This window comes from Seonamhaeicola sp. ABD4_340 (genome assembly GCF_056312135.1).
Genome location: NZ_CM149981.1, coordinates 1,513,356 through 1,531,244, shown reverse-complemented (window position 1 = coordinate 1,531,244; position 17,889 = coordinate 1,513,356). Strand labels below are relative to the sequence as shown.

Here is a 17,889-nt window from a genome sequence, read left to right as displayed (position 1 = left end):
TTTACAGATTAAAAATCGGCATCAAAGCTAAATTTGTCTTTTTCTTCTTCTTTATTTAAAACACCTGCTTTTTGATATTCAGACACACGTTTTTCAAAGAAATTAGTTTTTCCTTGTAACGAAATCATATCCATAAAATCAAATGGGTTAGACGTGTTATATACTTTTTCACAACCCAATTCATTTAAAAGTCTGTCTGTTACAAACTCTAAATATTGGGTCATTAAATTGGCATTCATTCCAATTAAGCTCACAGGTAAAGATTCTGTGATAAACTCGCGCTCAATATCTAAAGCATCAACTAAAATTTCTTTAATTCTAGATTTTGGTACTTTATTTACTAAGTGGTTTTGGTGTAGATGCACAGCAAAATCACAATGCACACCTTCATCTCTTGAAATTAATTCGTTTGAAAAGGTTAAACCTGGCATTAAACCACGTTTTTTTAACCAGAAAATAGAACAAAATGCTCCTGAAAAGAAAATACCCTCAACGGCTGCAAAGGCAATTAATCGTTCTGCAAAACTTGGGGATTCTATCCATTTTAAAGCCCAATCTGCTTTCTTTTTAATTGCAGGAAAGTTTTCTAACGCTTTAAATAATATATCTTTTTCTTTTTCGTCTTTTACATAAGTATCAATTAACAATGAGTAGGTTTCACTGTGAATGTTTTCCATCATAATTTGGAAACCGTAGAAAAATTTAGCTTCGCTATATTGTACTTCATTCACAAAGTTTTCGGCTAAATTTTCGTTTACAATACCATCACTAGCAGCAAAAAACGCTAAAATATGTTTAATAAAATAGCGCTCATCATCATTTAATTTTGATGACCAATCCGTTAAATCTTGGTGTAAATCTATTTCTTCTGCAGTCCAAAAACTGGCTTCCGATTTTTTATACCATTCCCAAATATCATGGTGTTGAATAGGAAAAATTACAAAACGATCTTTATTTTCTTGAAGAATAGGTTCTACTGCCTGGGACATAACTTTAAATGGATTATTATATTAAATTAATTGCTTTTTTACTCAGAATTAGAGTGTAACAAAGATGGTAAAATCATCAATATAATTTCACATTTTTTTAGAAAGCTTTTCAACAAGTTTTTAACAAACTAAAAAAGTACTAGTACTGAGAAGTTTACAAGAAAAAACACCTACAGTATTGTTTTTCAGTTATTTAACTTTTTTTGAAATTAAAAAAGTTTACAAGAAAAAATAGTTTTTAAACACTAAAAACCTTAAAAACAAAGGGTTTTATAAGGAATTTTACAAGTTGTTTATTACTTGTTAATTTCAACAATAAATATACAATTACACATTAAGCAATGCATTATTTAAACATTAAATAATTACACCAAATTAACTGCAAAAATTAACGTCAAGTTAAAAAAACCAACACAAAAGCTTAATAACATAAAACTACCTTACAAGCTTTAAAAACTAGAAACAACAACATGAAAACACACATTTTAAAAGTAGTTTTTACAGCTGCTTTAGCTACAACTTTTACGGCCTGTAATGATGATGACACGCCAGCACCTTACCAACTTCCAGAAATTTCAAACAAAGGCATTAAATTACCTTACTCTGTTTTAAAAACAACTAGTAATAATGTAGAAGTAAGAAATGGTGGTTTTGGTTCTGCCGCTACCGCTCACCCAACTAACGAAGGTGAATTTTATGCATTAACCGATAGGGGTGCTAACATTAAATTTGGTAGTGATAAAATTTTCCCTACACCAAATTACACACCTCGTATTGGCCACTTTAAGTTAAATACTGATGGCAGCATTGAAATGATTAGAGAAATTTTATTTAAAAATCCTGCCGGAGTTAACATAAGCGGAAGACCAAACCCTGAAGGTTATGGAGCTACAGGTGAAACCGCGTACGCCGAAGACCAAACCACCACACTTGATGATGATAAATATGGTTTAGATAGCGAAGGTTTAGTAGCCATGAAAGATGGTAGTTTTTGGGTATCTGATGAATATGGACCACACATTGTGCATTTTGATGCAAACGGAAAACAATTAGAAAGACTTAGCCCCAAAGGAATTACAGGTGAAACTGGAGACAGAAAACTACCTGCTGTTTTTGAAACGCGTTGGGCCAATAGAGGTATGGAAGGTTTAGCTATTACTCCAGATGAAAAAACTTTGGTAGGCATTATGCAATCTACACTTTACAACCCTAGTAAAGCTGAAGTTGCCGATTTTACAATAACAAGAATTGTTACTTTTGATATTGAAACGGGCGCCACAAAACAGTATTTACACAAACAAGAAAAAGCTAAAAACTCAAACTCTGAAATTGTTGCATTAAGCAATACCGAATTTTTAATTGTTGAAAGAGATGGCGCTTTTACTAAAGACAAAGATAAGAGCCAAGTACAAAAACACATTTACAAAATAGACATTTCTAATGCTACCGATGTATCTGATGCAGATGATACTTTAAACGGAAAACTAATAAACGGAAAAACTATTGAACAATGTACTTGGACTGAGTTAGCAAATGCCGGCATTACACCTGTTACCAAAACATTAGCCGTAGATTTAATTGCTGAATTAGGTGACTATCCACATGACAAACTTGAAGGTATTTGGTTAATAAACCCTACTACAATTGGCGTTATTAATGATGATGATTTTGCTGTTTGGACGGGTGACAACAGTGCTACTATACAAAAATACATTTCAAACACCGAAACTAGTGAAAATATAGACGGCAATACACTATACATTGTAAACTTCTAATACAATTAATTGAATTGCGCAATAAAAAAAAAGCGGCATCTAAAAAAGCCGCTTTTTTTTATTTAAACTTTTCAGATTCCTTCTCTAGCTCCATATACCAATCTTCACCAAACTTTCTAATGAGTGCTTCTTTAACAAATTTATAAACTGGCACGCCTAATTCTTCACCCAACTCACAGGCATCATCACATATTTGCCATTTATGGTAATTAACCGCAGAAAACTCGGTATAATCTGTAACTCTAATAGGGTATAAATGGCAAGACACTGGTTTTTTCCAGCTAACTTCACCTTGGTTATAAGCTTCTTCAATAGCACAAAGTGCCGTGTTATTTTCATCAAAAATCACGTAAGCACAATCTGCATTACCAATTAAAGGTGTTTCCAGCTCACCATCTTCTGTAGTTATAAAAGTACCTTGGTGCTCAATAGCCTCAATACCTTCTTTACGTAAAAAAGGCTTTACTTTTGGGTAAATATCTTCAAGTATTTTAGTTTCGGCTTCATCAAGTGGTGCTCCTGCATCACCATCAATACAACATGCGCCTTTGCATGCACTTAAATTGCATACAAATTCTTTTTTAAGCACATCTTCTGATATTATAGTTTTTCCTAATTGAAACATGCTTGCAAAAATAGAAAACTTTAAATTTAATTTAACACCTAAATGTTGTATTAAATACCGACATTTGCAGAAAATTTAAAAAAATAAGCATGCAGTTAATATTTAAAGAAATTTTTACCGCATTTATGGTTTTATTTGCAGTAATTGATATTATTGGCAACATACCTATTATAATAGATTTACGCAAAAAGGTAGGTCATATTCAAAGCGAGAAAGCCTCAATTATTGCAGGTGCCATTATGATTGTTTTTCTGTTTTTGGGTAAAAGCATTTTAAACCTTATTGGTATTGATGTTAACTCTTTTGCCATTGCTGGTGCTTTTATTTTATTTTTTATTGCTTTAGAAATGATTTTAGGCATTACACTTTACAAAGAAGAAGAAAACAATGTAATGACGGCTTCAATTTTTCCGTTAGCATTCCCTTTAATTGCAGGCCCAGGTAGTTTAACCACCTTGTTATCATTACGTGCAGAGTTTAGAGTTGAAAACATTATAATTGCCATTATACTTAACGTTATTGTTATTTTTGTAGTTTTAAAAACCTCAAAAAAAATTGAACGTTTTTTAGGCCAAAACGGTATTAATATAATTAGAAAAGTTTTTGGTGTAATTTTATTAGCTATTGCCGTTAAACTTTTTGCTGTAAATATTAAAATTCTACTAAATATATAATGAAAATAGCAACCTTAATTATTATAGTTTTAGCCAGTGCTATGACTATTTTCAACTTCACAAAAATAAATTTTAATGCGCCTTTTACTGGAGAAAGTATGGTGGCTATAATTACTATAGTTGCTGGTTTATGCGCTATAGCATTAATGCTTATTTTAAGAATTTCAAAAAAAATTGAACAAAAGGCAAAAGAACGTAAATAGAATTTATGTTTAACACACTAATTATAGGAGGCGGAGCCGCAGGTTTATCTTGCGCATTGGTTTTAGGCTCTGCAAAAAACAAATCTTTTGCACAAAATAAACGCGTTGGTATTTTAGTGCACCAAAAAACATCGCATTTACAAACTGCTTTATTTAATAATGTTTTGGGGCTAGCTCCTGGAACTACTGGCGCTTCTATTTTAGAAAGCGGGAAACAACAACTCAAAGATTTATATCCTCACGTTAATCAAATTGAAAAAGAAAAGGTTATAGAAATCTGTAAAACTGAAGATGGATTTAAAGTTATAACCAACAAAAACACATATAAAACTGAAATTGTAGTAGTTGCTGTTGGATACACTAATTTAATGCGTATTAAGGGTTTAGAAAGTTATATTGCACCACACCCTCGCTCACCAATTGAGAAAGAGCGTATTTGGCTAAAAAACAATGATCATTTAATTGAAGAAAACCTATACGTTGCAGGTTCACTTGCCGGATGGCGTAGCCAATTTGCCATGGCTACTGGTAGTGGAGCACATGTAGCTACAGATATTTTAACACTTTGGAATGACGGTAAACACACCAAAGTACATGATAAGGTTAGTGAATAATTAAGGTGCTGTTTCACTTAACTTAATAACCTCTTCAATCATTATATCTGTTTTATTAATAACTTCTTCAAAAGCCCCATTACCGTACAATTGTTCGGCTAATGATGCTTTTAAATATTGCTTTACCTCATCATGATACGCTACAAAGGTTATTTTTGACCGTGTTTGGGTATTTACATAATCTTGAAATTTTATAACCATATCGTCATCTACTTCAAAACTTTCAATAAAATCTTTTCTTGAAATACCGTCATACGCATGACGATCTAAATCTAACTGCCTAAAAATAAAGTTATCAAAAAACTGATATTGTTCTATATATTGTAATGTTTCATTATGCAAGGTATTATCTATAGGTACAAAAACATCAGGAATTATACCGCCACCGCCATACACTATTTTGCCTTTTGGTGTTTTAAACTTTAAAGAATCGGCTACTTCAATTTTAGTAGGATCTAAGAGTTCGCCACTATCTAATCTTTCAGAATATTCATCATAATAATCTTTATGACCAATGGTTTTATAAGGCCTTTGAATAGATCTGCCTGTTGGTGTATAGTAACGAGACACCGTTAAACGTACAGCGCTACCATCACCCAAATCCATTTCGCGTTGCACTAAGCCTTTGCCGTAACTTCTCCTCCCTACAATAACACCTTTATCGTTATCTTGAAGCGCACCAGCCACAATTTCGCTAGCCGATGCTGAGTTTTCATCTATGAGCACATATACCTTTCCGTTTTCAAAACTACCACGTTTGGTAGCATAACTTTCTTCTATATGGCCTCTTTTATCTTTTGTGAATAAAATGAGTTTATTTTTACCTAAAAACTCATCAACCATTTGTTCTGCTATGGTTAAAAATCCGCCTGGGTTTCCTCGTAAATCTAGGGCTATTTCTGCAGCGCCACTATCTATAAGTTTTTCAAGTGCTTTTTTAAATTCTTTATATGTTGACTCTGCAAACCTGTTAACTTTTATGTAGCCCAACTTATTAGTAAGCATGTATGATGCATCAACACTTTTTATGGGTATTACACCACGTTTTACAGTAAAATTTAAAAGTTTTGGTGCACCTTTTCTGTATATTGTTAAATCTACCTTTGAATTTATAGGGCCTTTAAGTGTTTTTATAATTTCGGTATCTAAAATTTTATCACCAAAAAGTGAATCGCCATTAGCTATCAAAATTCTATCGCCGCCTCTAATACCCGCTTTTTCACTTGGGCCACCTTCAATAGCTCTAATAACTGTAATAGTGTCTCGGTAGGTGTAAAAACTAACGCCAATACCTACAAAATCACCTTTCATGTTTTCAGTAACGCGCTCTAAATCTTCTTTTGGAATGTAAACAGAGTGCGGGTCTAAATTATCTAAAATGCCATTAACGGTAACATCAACAATACTATCTGTGTTAATATCATCTACATAATCGTATTCAATATAATCTATTAGCCTGTTTAACTTTTCTTTTTTACTGTTGGTTGAAAATAACTTATCTGGCGAATCACTAAAATTTAGTTTACCGCCAATAAAAATACCTGCGGCTGTGGCTACACCTAGTAAAAGTGGCAAATATTTTTTTTTGTAAGGCATTAGGCTGTTATATCTTCAATTAATTTAAGTTCTACACCTGCTTTTTTAAGAAACTTTAGGCCTGAATCATCTTTATATTTTGTGTGATAAACCACCCTAACAATACCGGCCTGATGAATGAGCTTACTACACTCTTTGCATGGCGATAGTGTTATGTACAATGTAGCACCTTTACAAGATTGTGTTGATGCTGCTACTTTTAAAATAGCATTGGCTTCGGCATGTAAAACGTACCATTTTGTATAATTTTCTTCATCTTCGCAACAATTTTCAAAACCAGATGGTGTTCCGTTATAGCCGTCAGAAATTATCATTCTGTCTTTAACTATTAGGGCGCCTACTTGTTTGCGTTTGCAATAAGATAACTTCCCCCACTCTTTAGCAATTCTTAAATATGCCTTATCGTACTTTAATTGTTTTTGTTCTGGCATTAATATGTTTATTAAAGTATGTGTTTATTACGTTTTTGTTTTTATAACGTAAACACAATATGTATAACGAATATACTTGCTATGTATTTTAAATACAATGCTTGTTAGTTAAAGTTTTATAAAATACTACAGGTTTTGTGGTATTTACGTTAAAAGTACTTTAAAAAGTTGTGTTATTAGGCTAAAAAATCACTTTCTAAAATCATTGGTATAACCAAACCAACTACAATAGCCGAAATTACCATAACCCAATCTCTTTTTGAAAAGCGAAAGATTGTTTGCACAATGTAGCCCAAAAATAACACTATAAAAACTATAATTAACTGCGCAATTTCTATACCTAAAGCAAACTCTAGCAACATTATTAATTTATTATCTGAATCGCCTAACAAAATTTGAAACTCTCTAGCAAAACCTAAACCATGAATTAAACCAAAAAATAGTGTAGATATAAACAAAACACCAATTTTTTCTTTTTGCGCATTTTTACCTGCTGTAAACACATTAAATAATGCTACAACAAAAATGGTTACCGGTATTAAAAATTCAACTATTTCTGCATTAATTCTAACAACACCGTATGATGCCAATACTAATGATAATGTATGCCCTAAAGTAAATGTAGATACTAAAAGCAAAACGCGCTTCCAGTTTTTAAAAAGATACGGTACAGTTAATGCAATTAAAAATAAAACATGGTCATAGGCATTAATATCTAATACATGATTTATTCCGTATTCAACATTAAACCAAAAATTTTCCATCATAATAATTAAGCTTTTAGGGTAGCGCCCAAAGATACAATTAACTTATAATTTTTATTAATTAAATTAAAAAATAAACTATTAGTATATATTTGCGTTATACTAATAAAACAAGCTTTATGAACAAATTAGTAATTAGTGCTTTATGCATATTTTTCACAATGTTTTCATGCAAAAAAAACGCTGAAGACACTACCAAAAACACTGAAAACCAAAACCATAAAGTAACAGAAAAAGATATTACTAAAATTAAATACGCCGATTATTTACTTGATGAAAAAGCCCAAGTTTTTGTGGCAGAATGGACAGAGTATACACAATTAAAAGAAGTAATTGTTAATTTAAAAAAAGCCGATTTATCGTTTTTCTTAGAAAACAAAGAAGTTGTAAACAACACCTTAACAGATTTAAAGAAAAACATACCTAAACCATTAAACGCCGCCTCAATTACGGCAAGAATTAATGCTTTTGAAACCAAGTTTTTAAAACTAGAAAGTTTATATAATTTACAATCTACCTCTAAAACAGAACTTTTAGCTGTTATTAAAGATGTTTTTATTGCTTTTTCAAACTTAAACCTTCAAATAAATAAAAAAATAGAGTTTGATAATCAAGACATTATAAAACCATAATAATTGGTAAATCCATTTTAAAAATAGGCGTATGTGTAGTACGCCTATTTTTTTGCTCTCATTTTATTAAAAAAATGTTAATATATTTATTGTTTAAGCCAAAAAAACAAGTATTAGCATTAAATTGTAAGCTTAAAACTTTTTTAACAAAAAATATGAAACAATCTTGCAATAAGTGCGTCTCATAAAAAAACTTAAAACATAGTTCTTTAAAAATGAAAACTAACTCAAAACTAATACCCGTTTATGGTTTGGCCATATTGTTGGGTGTAGCATCTTGTAAAAATGATGCAAAAAAAGAAACTGCACAGGCAGAAACCACACCAGGAATTAATGTAGAATTCATGGATACATCTGTTAAACCAAGTGACGATTTTTTTAGATACGTAAACGGAAAATGGCTTGACAACAATGAAATTCCTGACGATCGTACCCGCTGGGGAAGCTTTGATGAATTAAGAAAAAACACCAATGACGATGCTCTTGCTATTTTAAGAGCTGCCATGGCCGATGATAAAGATCTTAATAAAATAAATGTCGTTCCTGGTTCAGACCAAGAAAAAGCCGTTATGCTTTTTCAAACCATTATGGATACTATTAACAGAAACAAACAAGGTTTAGAGCCTATTAAACCTTATTTAGCAAAAGTTAACGCCATTAAAAACATTCAAGATTTACAAAATTATTTGGTTGAAATGGAACCTCTTGGTGGTGGTGGCTTTTTTGGTTTTGGTGTATCACCTCACACTAAAAATAGTAATATTAATGCAGGCTACCTTGGCACTGGCGGTTTAGGTTTACCAGATAGAGATTACTATGTAAAGGATGATGAAGACTCTAAAGAAAAAAGAGCGCAATATGTAGCTTACATAACAAAAATGCTTCAGTTTTTAGGTAATGACGAAGCTACTGCAAATACTGAAGCTGAAAAAATTCTAGCTTTTGAAACGCGTTTGGCTGAACCTAGAATGGATAAGGTAGACCGAAGAGATGCTCGCAAACGCTTCAACCCAAGATCTATTGCAGATTTACAAAAAATGGTACCCGCAATAAACTGGAAAAACTACTTCACTGGTATTGGCGTTACCCAAATTGATACCGTTATTGTTAGCGAAGTTAAATACATGAATGCTTTACAAAACATTTTTGCCGAAAATAATGTAGACGATTGGAAATCATACCTACGCTGGAATTTATTTAACGATGCTGCCGGTTCTTTAAGTACAGATTTAGAAACGGCATCTTGGGAATTTTACAGTAAAACCTTAAGAGGTGCAAAAAAGCAACAGCCACGTGATGAAGATGCATTACAAACCCTTAACGGTACTATTGGCGAGGCTTTAGGAAAACTTTATGTTGATGAAAAATTTCCGCCAGAAGCTAAAGTAAAAGCAGAAAAAATGATTGCCAACGTTATTAAAGCCTATGAAAATAGAATTAATAACCTAGATTGGATGAGCCCTGAAACTAAAGAAAAAGCTGTTGAAAAACTATTGGCTTTAAAAGTAAAAATAGCATATCCTGATACTTGGAGAGACTACTCTGAGCTAGAAATAAGTGGTGTAGAAGAAGGCGGATCATTCTTCCAAAACATGCTTAATGCAAGTAAATGGTCGCACAATTCAAACCTAAAAGATTTAGGACAACCTGTTGATAAAAGCCGCTGGTTTATGGCACCACAAGTGGTAAACGCATATTTTAATCCGGCGTTTAATGAAATTGTGTTCCCTGCAGCTATTTTACAACCGCCTTTTTACAACTACCAAGCTGATGATGCAGTAAATTATGGTGGAATTGGTGCTGTTATTGGTCATGAAATTTCACATTGTTTTGATGATTCTGGAGCACGTTATGATAAAGATGGTAACTTAAACAACTGGTGGACAGACGAAGATTTAAAACAATTTGAAACTTTAGGCAAAAACCTTGCAGACCAATATAGCGCGATTGAAGTTTTACCTGAAACTAACATAAACGGTCCGTTTACTTTAGGCGAAAACATTGGTGATTTAGGTGGTGTAGTTGCTGCTTATGATGCTTTACAGTTAAGTATTGAAGAAAAGGGAAGACCTGAAAACATTGATGGTTTTACACCAGAACAACGTTTCTTTATGTCTTGGGGAACCATTTGGAGAACCAAAATGAGAGATGATGCGCTTAAAAATCAAATTAAAACCGATCCGCATTCACCAGGTATGACAAGAGCGGTTCAACCACTTTTAAACGTTGATGCTTTTTATACTGCTTTTGATATTAAAGAAGGCGACAAATTATACATAAAGCCAGAAAACCGTGTTAAAATTTGGTAACAACCAATGGCTTATAAATCAAAAAAAATCGGCATTAAATAATGCCGATTTTTTTTTTTAGTTTTTATCTTCTGATGTTTGTGTTTGATTGTTTAACACCTGCTTTTGCCTTAGCAGTTCATTTTTAGTAATATTAATCATATTGAAGTTTGGCGCTTCTTTTAAAGCTTCATCTAAAACATCAACAGCTGCGTCTATATTACTTTTTGGGTCTTTTGAAAAAATGTTCAAAGCATTTAAATATTTAAAGGCCGATTTTAAAGGTACTTCATAAGGTGTTTGCCTTTCAAAAAACGCCTTTTTTAAATCTTTTGAATTTGCTAAACCATAAATAATATGTTTTTCAGCTTCAGCATTATTTCTAACCTGAATATTTAATTCAGCTAATTCATAAGCTATTAAAGGATTTTCGTTTCTATTAAACATTTCTTCAAAAAAAGTAATAGCTAATTTGGGTTGTTTAAGTGCTTTAAGCGCCAAAGCTTTTACTTGAATAGCAATATCAGAATCGTTAGCATTTTTTTCAAACCCTATGGTGTTTAAGGCTTGTGTATTCATACCTTGGTCCATATAAATATAAGCCAACGTATCTTTTCTTGCCTGCGATGGTGCTAATACATTTAAATGCGTCATGGCATTAATTACACCTTGTATATCACCTTGTTTTTTCATTGCCTTGTAATAAGCCTCATAATGTGCTAACATAGCTTCATTATTTTGCGCTTGCATTACAAAACCACTTATTGCTACTAGCAATACTAAAATTTGCTTCATCTTTTTAAAATTTTAAGGCCTAAAGCTAAAAAAATAAACATTTATTAGCTTAAAAAGTATCTTATTTATTTTAGTTAATTTTTATTAAACAAAACCAAAAACCCTAATACAAAGCGTTTTATAAGTTGTTAGTATTAGGAAAACTAAAAAATAATTTCTACATTTAGTAAGACTAAATTTAAATATTATGGGTATAAAAAGTTTTCAAGGAGCCAGAAGGCAACAAGGTAATGCAACAGAAAATAAACCTTTAAAGGTGAGTGATTACATGACACGCAATTTGATTACGTTTACCCCAAACCAAACCATTGAAAGTGTTATGGAAGCCTTAATTAAGAATCGTATTTCGGGTGGACCAGTGGTTAATGAAAATAATGAATTAATTGGTGTTATTTCTGAAGGTGATTGTATTAAGCAAATTAGCGAAAGCCGTTATTACAACTTGCCAATGCAAGATAAAACCATTGAAAAACATATGGCTAAAAATATTGAAACTATTGATGGTAATATGAATATTTTTGACGCCGCTAATAAATTTTTAAATGCCAAACGCAGACGCTTTCCTATTATTGAAAATGGTAAATTAGTTGGGCAAATTAGCCAAAAAGATGTTTTAAAAGCTGCCATGGAATTAAAGGGGCAAAACTGGTGGAAATAAGCATTAAGTATGCTTATTTTTTTGGGCTTCGGGCAAATCTGTAATTATTAATTTTTGTGTATTGGTACTTTCTAAAGCTGCAATTTTAGAGTAGCTATAACCCTCAATGGGTTGTGGTAATGTTTTCCATTTTGCAACGCCTGCTACTACAATAGTTTCGCCAACTTCTAAAATCCTTTCAGAATAACGTAGTGTTTTATTTAAACCGAAAAAGTTTTGGCTATCAATATCAAAATCTGACAAAAGTTTTTTAAACTCTGGCGTTGGTTCTTTAAAAAACCCTGAAGACACTCGTTTATCTTTCACCAAATAACTAATATAGTTTTTTGGTTGGTTTGTAGGTTTTACCATAACAACTTCACCGCGTTCTTCAATAAAAAAATCTTGAATATCTTGTTTTTCAACAAGTGTTTTCCATCTAGAATGTTTGCCTGTGCTAATTTTCTGTTCTATTTTAAACTCAAAAGCTACACATTTTCGTTTACTGAAAGGCATAACATAAGGCTCATGACTTTGTAAAACTTTACCCATTATTTTTATGGGTGTATTGGTTTTAAACTGTGCTATACTTTTAAATTGAAACTTAGCTAATTGCCGTAATAACACCTTTTTTTTACTGTAGTAAATAAATAAAAAAACTATTGTAATAAAAACGGCAATAAATAAAACAGGTATAAATAGTTGCATAATTAAACTTACATTATTGCCTTATTAGTATGTATTTATTACGGTGTGTTACATTTTATTTTTCTCTGGTAACTAGAGCATAGTAGTCTCCATCTATAGGTAAATACCCTTGATTGTATACAAAATAATAAACAGTTCCGGCTTTTGTGGTATAAATACTTGTAAAAAAATTAAAATCGAAACCATTTTCTATAAGCTTAGATCTAGACACTTTTGTTTTTCCGTTAGGGTTTAGCATTTCTAAAACTCTGTAGTTTTTTCTAAGCCTATTATTGGTGTTTCGAATAAGGTTTTTATTGTCTTTATTTATTTTATTATTGTAAGCATTACGGCAACCATCACTACAAAATTTCTTATCTATTCTGCCAACAATTTTGCTTCCACACTCTAAGCATTGTCTTTCCATAAAGTTTATATTTAAGAAACATTTACTACGGCATTAAGCCCAAATGCTTTCTAGTGTGTATGAACTTCCTTCATAAACCCAATGCTCGCCAGTTAAAAATCTGTAATTTTTATCTAAAGCCGCTATTTTATCCATATCGCTTTGCGATAATTCAACAGCTTGGGCCTCAAAATTTTCTACAATTCTTTTTGGGTTTACAGATTTTGGTATAACCGAAGTACCCCTATGTAACGCCCAACTTATTAATATTTGACCTGCCGATGCGTTTTTAGCCTTAGCAATGTTTAAAATTACTGGGTCTTTTAAAAGAACAGGCTCATCTTCAGCTTTAAATTTAGCAGCTCTATCACCCGAACCTAATGGCGCATAAGCCGTAACATGAATACCGTGTTTTTTACAAAACGCTAGCATATCATTTTGTTGATAATAAGGGTGACATTCAATTTGGTTCATTGCTGGTTTAATTTTAGCACTTTCTATTAACTGCTTTAATGCTTTTGGACCAAAATTTGAAACACCAATATGCTGTGTTAATCCTTTAGATACAGCTTCTTCCATACCTTGCCAAGTAAGTTCGTTAGGTAATTCTTCTAACGGAATAAAATCTTCAACTTTACTCACAAAAGGCACCTCTTTTTTTTGTGCTATGGGCCAATGTATTAGGTATAAATCTAAATACTCTAACTGTAAATCATTTAATGTTTTATTAATAGCTTCAATAACATCATCTTTTGCATGCATGTTGCTCCATAGTTTTGATGTTACCCAAAGCTCATTTCTAGTAACAATGCCTTCGTTTATAACTTCTTTTAAGGCTTTACCAACTTCTGCTTCGTTTCCATAAGCAGCAGCACAATCTATGTGTCTGTAACCATTTTTTATAGCGGTTTTTACAGCATTATATACTTCGCCTTCGGCAGATTTCCATGTTCCTAATCCAAAAGCTGGCATTTCGTGGTTGTTACTAAATTGTAGTGTTTTCATAGGGTGTTTAGTGGTTTTTACTTTGAAAAATGCATAATAATTTAATACATTACTTATAGTAATTGGTTTAAATTACTTTCAAAATAAAGAAAATGATTTGATGTTTTATATTTATTTTTTGTTAAAAATCTGTAACATGCCCCCAATTTTCGCCTGTTTTAATACGGTATAGTTGCATTTCAGAAATACCAAATTGTTTTGCAATTAACCGTAATCTTGTTTTCCTGTTAGGATCAAAAATTTTACGTTTAATCATTTTTACTTTGCCTTCTGACAGTTTTGAATATGGCGGGTTGTGTTTCTTTTTTTCTTTAGAAGCAATTACATTAGGGTTTTTTAAGTTATGCTGCACCAGTTCACTTCGTGTAACCCAAGCTAAATTATCAACATGGTTATTAGTTTTATCATAATCCTTATGAATTACAAAAGGTTTATTTTCTGGGTTTTCAATAAAAAGTTCGGCCACAACACGGTGCACGTATTGCAAATCATTTTTTTTATTTTTTTTAACGGCAGTAAAAGCTTCATAGCCATTAGCAACTGTTGAAAACTTAAAAAATTCACCTTTAGATTTCATTTTAAATCTAATAACTCTACCAAAGTTTGATACTTGGTACATTTCGTTTTCTTTCCAAATAGGGCGCTTAAGTGTTTCCCACGCTTCTTTTTTTACGTTTAACATATGGTTGTTTTTGAGAGAGATTGCTATTATGTTGTAAATATAACAAATTAAATATTAATCATTTTTAAACGACTACAAACGTTTACAAACGATTTTAAACAAGTAAATACCGAATAATGTTTGCTTTCTGTGTGATATTTGCCATGTCTAAACATTAGAACTCGATAGTATTAACTGTTTAACATTTAAAAATAAAATTATGAACGCACTTAGAAACAAAGTACAGTTGATTGGTAGATTAGGGCAAGACCCAGAAATTATTAACTTTAATGATGGTAACAAAATGGCAAAATTTACCCTTGCCACAGATGATAGTTACAAAGACAAAAACGGTAACAAAGTAGAACGCGCCCAATGGCACAACATTGTTGTAAAAGGCGGCTTAGTTAGTGTAGTTGAAAGCTACATAACTAAAGGAAAAGAAATAGCCGTAGAAGGTAAACTTACCAATAGAACTTATGAAACTAAAGATGGCGAAAAACGCTATATAACCGAAATACTTTGCAATGAATTACTCATGCTTAGTAAATAACCTTTTTTTGCTCACAAATAATTGGCCACTATTTTAGTGGCCTTTTTTAATTAAAAAAACACGATGAAATGCGTAAATAATCTTTAAAATGCATTTTTTAACATTATTTTATTACTTTTAAGCCCATAGTTAAGTATGTTTGATTTCTAATAGCCCCTTAGTAATGAAATATACACTCTCAATTTTAATTTGCTTTATAAGCATTACATTATTCTCTCAGGCACCTATTTACAACGTACAAGAAAACGAAAATACCAACCTTTTTGAATATGCTGAATATGTTAATGTTGGACAAACAAACTATAATATTCATACTATTTTAAACACTACTAATTTAAAATACCAAAGGCTAGAAACTGCAAACCATAGCGTAGGTTTTACAAACGATAATTATTGGGTGAATTTCAAACTAAAGAATACAAATAACCAAGCAAAAACATTTTATTTAGAAACCGCAAGACCTATAACAGATGTTGTTAATCTTTATAAAATTGATAAAAACAATATAGAATTATTTAAAAACGGTGATAAAATTCCGTTTACTCAAAAAGATGTAAAACATCACGCTACAGTTTTTAAACTAGTATTACCACCAAACCAAGTTCAAAATATTTATATCCATTTAAAAAGTGATGGTGAAACTATAAACTTACCTTTAAACCTATACTCCGAAACAGAATTTTTATTAGTTAACTACAAACAACAACTATTTTTTGGTCTGTTTTACGGACTCCTTTTTTTAGCCGGAATCATCTACTTGTTTTTTTACACTAGTTTAAAAGAAAAATCATTTTTATATTATGGTATTTATGTATTTTCAATTGGTTTAATGCAAGCCGCTTTAGATGGCTTTATACATGAATACTTTTTAGTAAATGGCGGTTACTTTAATAGCAGAACTGTTTTAATAACGGCATTATCATCTAACTTTTTTTTACTAAAATATTGTGAGCACTTTTTAAACATTCACACAAAACTACATTCGTTTAAAAAAGCTTTTAATATTATTTATGGTATTATAGGTATATCATTTTTAATGTTATTTATAAATGCTGAAACGCTTAAAATTGCCTACCCTTTAAGCAACATAAATGGTTTGTTTAGTTTACTACTTATTCTTACAACCATATTTACCATGCAATTTAAGCGTATTAAAATAGACCCGTTTTTCTCAGTTGGTATTTTATTTTTAGTTATTGGCTTACTTGGTTTTGTAATGAATAATTTAAGTTTATTACCTAACAATTTTATTACGCTAAACAGTGCAAAATTTGGGTCTGGTTTTGAGGTTATATTTCTATCGTTATCAATGACAAATCTTATAAAAAAATTAAGGCTAGAAAAAGAAAAATCGCAAGAAGAAGCCTTAAAAAAATCTGAAGAAATAAGCCAGTTAAAAACCTATTTCATGTCTAACATGAGTCATGAGTTACGCACACCAATAAATGCCATTATGGGCATTGCCGAAAGCGAACTAGAAACCCAACAAAATAACAACAACCGCAAACCTTTTGAAATTATAAAAAATGCATCACTTAGCTTGCTTAGTAATGTAAATGATATTATTGATTTTGAAAAAATTGAAACCAATAAGCTAGAGTTAAATTCAACTAGTTTTAACCCTACAATTAAACTCAATCAAATTAGTAATAATTGGAAAGCTGAAGCCTTAAAAAAAGGGTTAAATTATACGTTTGAAATGGATTCTGAAATACCTTCAAGTGTTTACGCAGACCCTGATAGGTTTATTCAAATAATAAACAACGTGCTTAGTAATGCTGTTAAATTTACAAAAGAAGGCAATATTTACTTCAAAGTAAAATGCTTAAAGCAACCTAATGATATGTGCCGTTTTTCATTTCAAATATCTGATACAGGTATAGGAATAGACCCTAAAGATAAAGACCGCGTTTTTGATAGCTTTAACCAAATGAAACTTAACCATAAAAGAGCTTTTGGCGGTATTGGTTTAGGCTTAACCATAGCAAAACATATTATTGAACTTTTTAACGGCTCTCTTAAAATTGACAGCGAGCCCAACAAAGGTACAACCGTTTTTATAGATTTGAATTTGAAAAGTTTTAACCAAATTGAAACTACTGTAACTAATAATACTAATAACGATAATCCTGTACATATTTTAGTAGTTGAAGACAATAAAATGAACCAAATGGTTATGCGAAAAATTTTAAGCGGTTTTTCAAATACAACCTTTGCTATTGTAAACAACGGGCAAGAAGCATTAGACACACTTAAGCAACATGTTTATGACCTTGTTTTAATGGATTTACAAATGCCCGTTATGGATGGCTATGAAGCCACTGAAATTATTAGAAACGGAAGTGAAAACGGCATTAAAAATAACATACCAATAATTGCTGTTACTGCCGATGCTATGCAAGAAACCAAAACCAAAGTTTTAAATTTAGGTATGAATGACTACCTTACAAAACCAGTAAACAAGCAACTTTTGTTAGAAAAAATAAATCAGCATAAGCACATTAACTCTGAGATAGACACTAACAACCCCGATATAAAAATTGCTTAAAAAAAA

The 17,889-nt window shown here is 31.4% G+C and carries 19 protein-coding genes; 9 read left to right on the top strand and 10 right to left on the bottom strand.

Features of this window, described 5'->3' with window-relative positions:
* Positions 1 to 8: 8 nt before the first annotated feature.
* Positions 9 to 989 carry a ribonucleotide-diphosphate reductase subunit beta gene (locus ACYX4H_RS06675; RefSeq protein ID WP_475294804.1) on the bottom strand — a complete coding sequence of 327 codons (981 nt, stop codon included), beginning with the start codon at positions 987 to 989 and terminating at the stop codon, positions 9 to 11.
* A gap of 470 nt (positions 990 to 1,459) precedes the next feature.
* Between ACYX4H_RS06675 and ACYX4H_RS06670 the strand changes: the two genes are divergently transcribed.
* Positions 1,460 to 2,764, top strand: a complete 1,305-nt coding sequence (locus tag ACYX4H_RS06670; protein ID WP_476238432.1) for an esterase-like activity of phytase family protein — start codon at positions 1,460 to 1,462, stop codon at positions 2,762 to 2,764.
* Positions 2,765 to 2,822: 58 nt separating this feature from the next.
* Here the strand turns inward: ACYX4H_RS06670 and ACYX4H_RS06665 are convergent, their stop codons facing one another.
* Positions 2,823 to 3,389: a DUF3109 family protein gene (locus tag ACYX4H_RS06665; RefSeq protein WP_476238431.1), complete on the bottom strand. Its 567-nt coding sequence runs from the start codon at positions 3,387 to 3,389 to the stop codon at positions 2,823 to 2,825.
* A gap of 89 nt (positions 3,390 to 3,478) precedes the next feature.
* Between ACYX4H_RS06665 and ACYX4H_RS06660 the strand changes: the two genes are divergently transcribed.
* The 3 genes from ACYX4H_RS06660 to ACYX4H_RS06650 are packed head-to-tail and all read left to right on the top strand — an operon-like array spanning position 3,479 to position 4,880.
* Positions 3,479 to 4,063, top strand: coding sequence for a MarC family protein (locus ACYX4H_RS06660; protein ID WP_475294812.1), 585 nt, complete (start codon positions 3,479 to 3,481; stop codon positions 4,061 to 4,063).
* On the top strand, positions 4,063 to 4,266 hold the full coding sequence (locus tag ACYX4H_RS06655; protein WP_476238430.1) for a hypothetical protein: 204 nt from the start codon (positions 4,063 to 4,065) through the stop codon (positions 4,264 to 4,266). Before ACYX4H_RS06660 ends, ACYX4H_RS06655 begins: the two co-directional genes overlap by 1 nt.
* A 5-nt stretch (positions 4,267 to 4,271) precedes the next feature.
* Positions 4,272 to 4,880 (top strand): FAD-dependent oxidoreductase, encoded by a 609-nt coding sequence (locus tag ACYX4H_RS06650; protein WP_476238428.1) that lies wholly within the window; start codon positions 4,272 to 4,274, stop codon positions 4,878 to 4,880.
* Here the strand turns inward: ACYX4H_RS06650 and ACYX4H_RS06645 are convergent, their stop codons facing one another.
* The 3 genes from ACYX4H_RS06645 to ACYX4H_RS06635 form a co-directional block, all read right to left on the bottom strand.
* Positions 4,881 to 6,476 (bottom strand): S41 family peptidase, encoded by a 1,596-nt coding sequence (locus ACYX4H_RS06645; protein ID WP_476238427.1) that lies wholly within the window; start codon positions 6,474 to 6,476, stop codon positions 4,881 to 4,883.
* The gene (locus ACYX4H_RS06640; RefSeq protein WP_475294816.1) at positions 6,476 to 6,907 is read right to left on the bottom strand and encodes a deoxycytidylate deaminase; all 432 of its coding nucleotides are present in this window, start codon (positions 6,905 to 6,907) and stop codon (positions 6,476 to 6,478) included. The genes ACYX4H_RS06645 and ACYX4H_RS06640 overlap by 1 nt, the downstream gene beginning before the upstream one ends.
* A 176-nt stretch (positions 6,908 to 7,083) precedes the next feature.
* Positions 7,084 to 7,674 (bottom strand): HupE/UreJ family protein, encoded by a 591-nt coding sequence (locus tag ACYX4H_RS06635; RefSeq protein ID WP_476238426.1) that lies wholly within the window; start codon positions 7,672 to 7,674, stop codon positions 7,084 to 7,086.
* A 116-nt stretch (positions 7,675 to 7,790) separates the two neighbouring features.
* On the opposite strand from ACYX4H_RS06635, the gene ACYX4H_RS06630 reads away from it, so the two are divergent.
* Both ACYX4H_RS06630 and ACYX4H_RS06625 read left to right on the top strand, forming a co-directional pair.
* A complete protein-coding gene (locus ACYX4H_RS06630) occupies positions 7,791 to 8,303 on the top strand; it encodes a hypothetical protein (RefSeq protein WP_475294818.1) in 513 nt (170 codons plus the stop codon).
* Positions 8,304 to 8,518: 215 nt separating this feature from the next.
* Positions 8,519 to 10,612, top strand: coding sequence for a M13 family metallopeptidase (locus ACYX4H_RS06625; RefSeq protein WP_476238425.1), 2,094 nt, complete (start codon positions 8,519 to 8,521; stop codon positions 10,610 to 10,612).
* 57 nt (positions 10,613 to 10,669) lie between these two features.
* Here the strand turns inward: ACYX4H_RS06625 and ACYX4H_RS06620 are convergent, their stop codons facing one another.
* Positions 10,670 to 11,386, bottom strand: coding sequence for a tetratricopeptide repeat protein (locus ACYX4H_RS06620; protein ID WP_475294820.1), 717 nt, complete (start codon positions 11,384 to 11,386; stop codon positions 10,670 to 10,672).
* A 187-nt stretch (positions 11,387 to 11,573) separates the two neighbouring features.
* Here ACYX4H_RS06620 and ACYX4H_RS06615 point away from each other — a divergent pair, with 187 nt between their 5' ends.
* Positions 11,574 to 12,044 (top strand): CBS domain-containing protein, encoded by a 471-nt coding sequence (locus ACYX4H_RS06615; protein WP_475294821.1) that lies wholly within the window; start codon positions 11,574 to 11,576, stop codon positions 12,042 to 12,044.
* A gap of 3 nt (positions 12,045 to 12,047) precedes the next feature.
* Here ACYX4H_RS06615 and ACYX4H_RS06610 read toward each other — a convergent pair whose 3' ends face one another.
* From ACYX4H_RS06610 to ACYX4H_RS06595, 4 genes are all read right to left on the bottom strand, one after another.
* The gene (locus tag ACYX4H_RS06610; protein WP_476238424.1) at positions 12,048 to 12,731 is read right to left on the bottom strand and encodes a hypothetical protein; all 684 of its coding nucleotides are present in this window, start codon (positions 12,729 to 12,731) and stop codon (positions 12,048 to 12,050) included.
* A gap of 55 nt (positions 12,732 to 12,786) precedes the next feature.
* Positions 12,787 to 13,137: a hypothetical protein gene (locus ACYX4H_RS06605; RefSeq protein WP_475294823.1), complete on the bottom strand. Its 351-nt coding sequence runs from the start codon at positions 13,135 to 13,137 to the stop codon at positions 12,787 to 12,789.
* Positions 13,138 to 13,170: 33 nt separating this feature from the next.
* Positions 13,171 to 14,121, bottom strand: a complete 951-nt coding sequence (locus ACYX4H_RS06600) for an aldo/keto reductase (RefSeq protein WP_476238423.1) — start codon at positions 14,119 to 14,121, stop codon at positions 13,171 to 13,173.
* A gap of 121 nt (positions 14,122 to 14,242) precedes the next feature.
* Positions 14,243 to 14,803 carry an HNH endonuclease gene (locus tag ACYX4H_RS06595; RefSeq protein WP_475294825.1) on the bottom strand — a complete coding sequence of 187 codons (561 nt, stop codon included), beginning with the start codon at positions 14,801 to 14,803 and terminating at the stop codon, positions 14,243 to 14,245.
* A 199-nt stretch (positions 14,804 to 15,002) separates the two neighbouring features.
* Here ACYX4H_RS06595 and ACYX4H_RS06590 point away from each other — a divergent pair, with 199 nt between their 5' ends.
* The gene (locus tag ACYX4H_RS06590) at positions 15,003 to 15,335 is read left to right on the top strand and encodes a single-stranded DNA-binding protein (RefSeq protein WP_476238421.1); all 333 of its coding nucleotides are present in this window, start codon (positions 15,003 to 15,005) and stop codon (positions 15,333 to 15,335) included.
* A gap of 163 nt (positions 15,336 to 15,498) precedes the next feature.
* Complete coding sequence (locus ACYX4H_RS06585; RefSeq protein WP_476238420.1) at positions 15,499 to 17,883, top strand: hybrid sensor histidine kinase/response regulator; 2,385 nt, start codon at positions 15,499 to 15,501, stop codon at positions 17,881 to 17,883.
* The last annotated feature ends 6 nt before the right edge of the window (positions 17,884 to 17,889 follow it).

What these genes read in the sequence shown, in the direction of transcription:
- ACYX4H_RS06675 (WP_475294804.1), bottom strand. Translation starts at nt 989, where the DNA reads ATGTCCCAGGCAGTAGAACCTATTCTTCAAGAAAATAAAGATCGTTTT.
- ACYX4H_RS06670 (WP_476238432.1), top strand. Translation starts at nt 1,460, where the DNA reads ATGAAAACACACATTTTAAAAGTAGTTTTTACAGCTGCTTTAGCTACA.
- ACYX4H_RS06665 (WP_476238431.1), bottom strand. Translation starts at nt 3,389, where the DNA reads ATGTTTCAATTAGGAAAAACTATAATATCAGAAGATGTGCTTAAAAAA.
- ACYX4H_RS06660 (WP_475294812.1), top strand. Translation starts at nt 3,479, where the DNA reads ATGCAGTTAATATTTAAAGAAATTTTTACCGCATTTATGGTTTTATTT.
- ACYX4H_RS06655 (WP_476238430.1), top strand. Translation starts at nt 4,063, where the DNA reads ATGAAAATAGCAACCTTAATTATTATAGTTTTAGCCAGTGCTATGACT.
- ACYX4H_RS06650 (WP_476238428.1), top strand. Translation starts at nt 4,272, where the DNA reads ATGTTTAACACACTAATTATAGGAGGCGGAGCCGCAGGTTTATCTTGC.
- ACYX4H_RS06645 (WP_476238427.1), bottom strand. Translation starts at nt 6,476, where the DNA reads ATGCCTTACAAAAAAAAATATTTGCCACTTTTACTAGGTGTAGCCACA.
- ACYX4H_RS06640 (WP_475294816.1), bottom strand. Translation starts at nt 6,907, where the DNA reads ATGCCAGAACAAAAACAATTAAAGTACGATAAGGCATATTTAAGAATT.
- ACYX4H_RS06635 (WP_476238426.1), bottom strand. Translation starts at nt 7,674, where the DNA reads ATGATGGAAAATTTTTGGTTTAATGTTGAATACGGAATAAATCATGTA.
- ACYX4H_RS06630 (WP_475294818.1), top strand. Translation starts at nt 7,791, where the DNA reads ATGAACAAATTAGTAATTAGTGCTTTATGCATATTTTTCACAATGTTT.
- ACYX4H_RS06625 (WP_476238425.1), top strand. Translation starts at nt 8,519, where the DNA reads ATGAAAACTAACTCAAAACTAATACCCGTTTATGGTTTGGCCATATTG.
- ACYX4H_RS06620 (WP_475294820.1), bottom strand. Translation starts at nt 11,386, where the DNA reads ATGAAGCAAATTTTAGTATTGCTAGTAGCAATAAGTGGTTTTGTAATG.
- ACYX4H_RS06615 (WP_475294821.1), top strand. Translation starts at nt 11,574, where the DNA reads ATGGGTATAAAAAGTTTTCAAGGAGCCAGAAGGCAACAAGGTAATGCA.
- ACYX4H_RS06610 (WP_476238424.1), bottom strand. Translation starts at nt 12,731, where the DNA reads ATGCAACTATTTATACCTGTTTTATTTATTGCCGTTTTTATTACAATA.
- ACYX4H_RS06605 (WP_475294823.1), bottom strand. Translation starts at nt 13,137, where the DNA reads ATGGAAAGACAATGCTTAGAGTGTGGAAGCAAAATTGTTGGCAGAATA.
- ACYX4H_RS06600 (WP_476238423.1), bottom strand. Translation starts at nt 14,121, where the DNA reads ATGAAAACACTACAATTTAGTAACAACCACGAAATGCCAGCTTTTGGA.
- ACYX4H_RS06595 (WP_475294825.1), bottom strand. Translation starts at nt 14,803, where the DNA reads ATGTTAAACGTAAAAAAAGAAGCGTGGGAAACACTTAAGCGCCCTATT.
- ACYX4H_RS06590 (WP_476238421.1), top strand. Translation starts at nt 15,003, where the DNA reads ATGAACGCACTTAGAAACAAAGTACAGTTGATTGGTAGATTAGGGCAA.
- ACYX4H_RS06585 (WP_476238420.1), top strand. Translation starts at nt 15,499, where the DNA reads ATGAAATATACACTCTCAATTTTAATTTGCTTTATAAGCATTACATTA.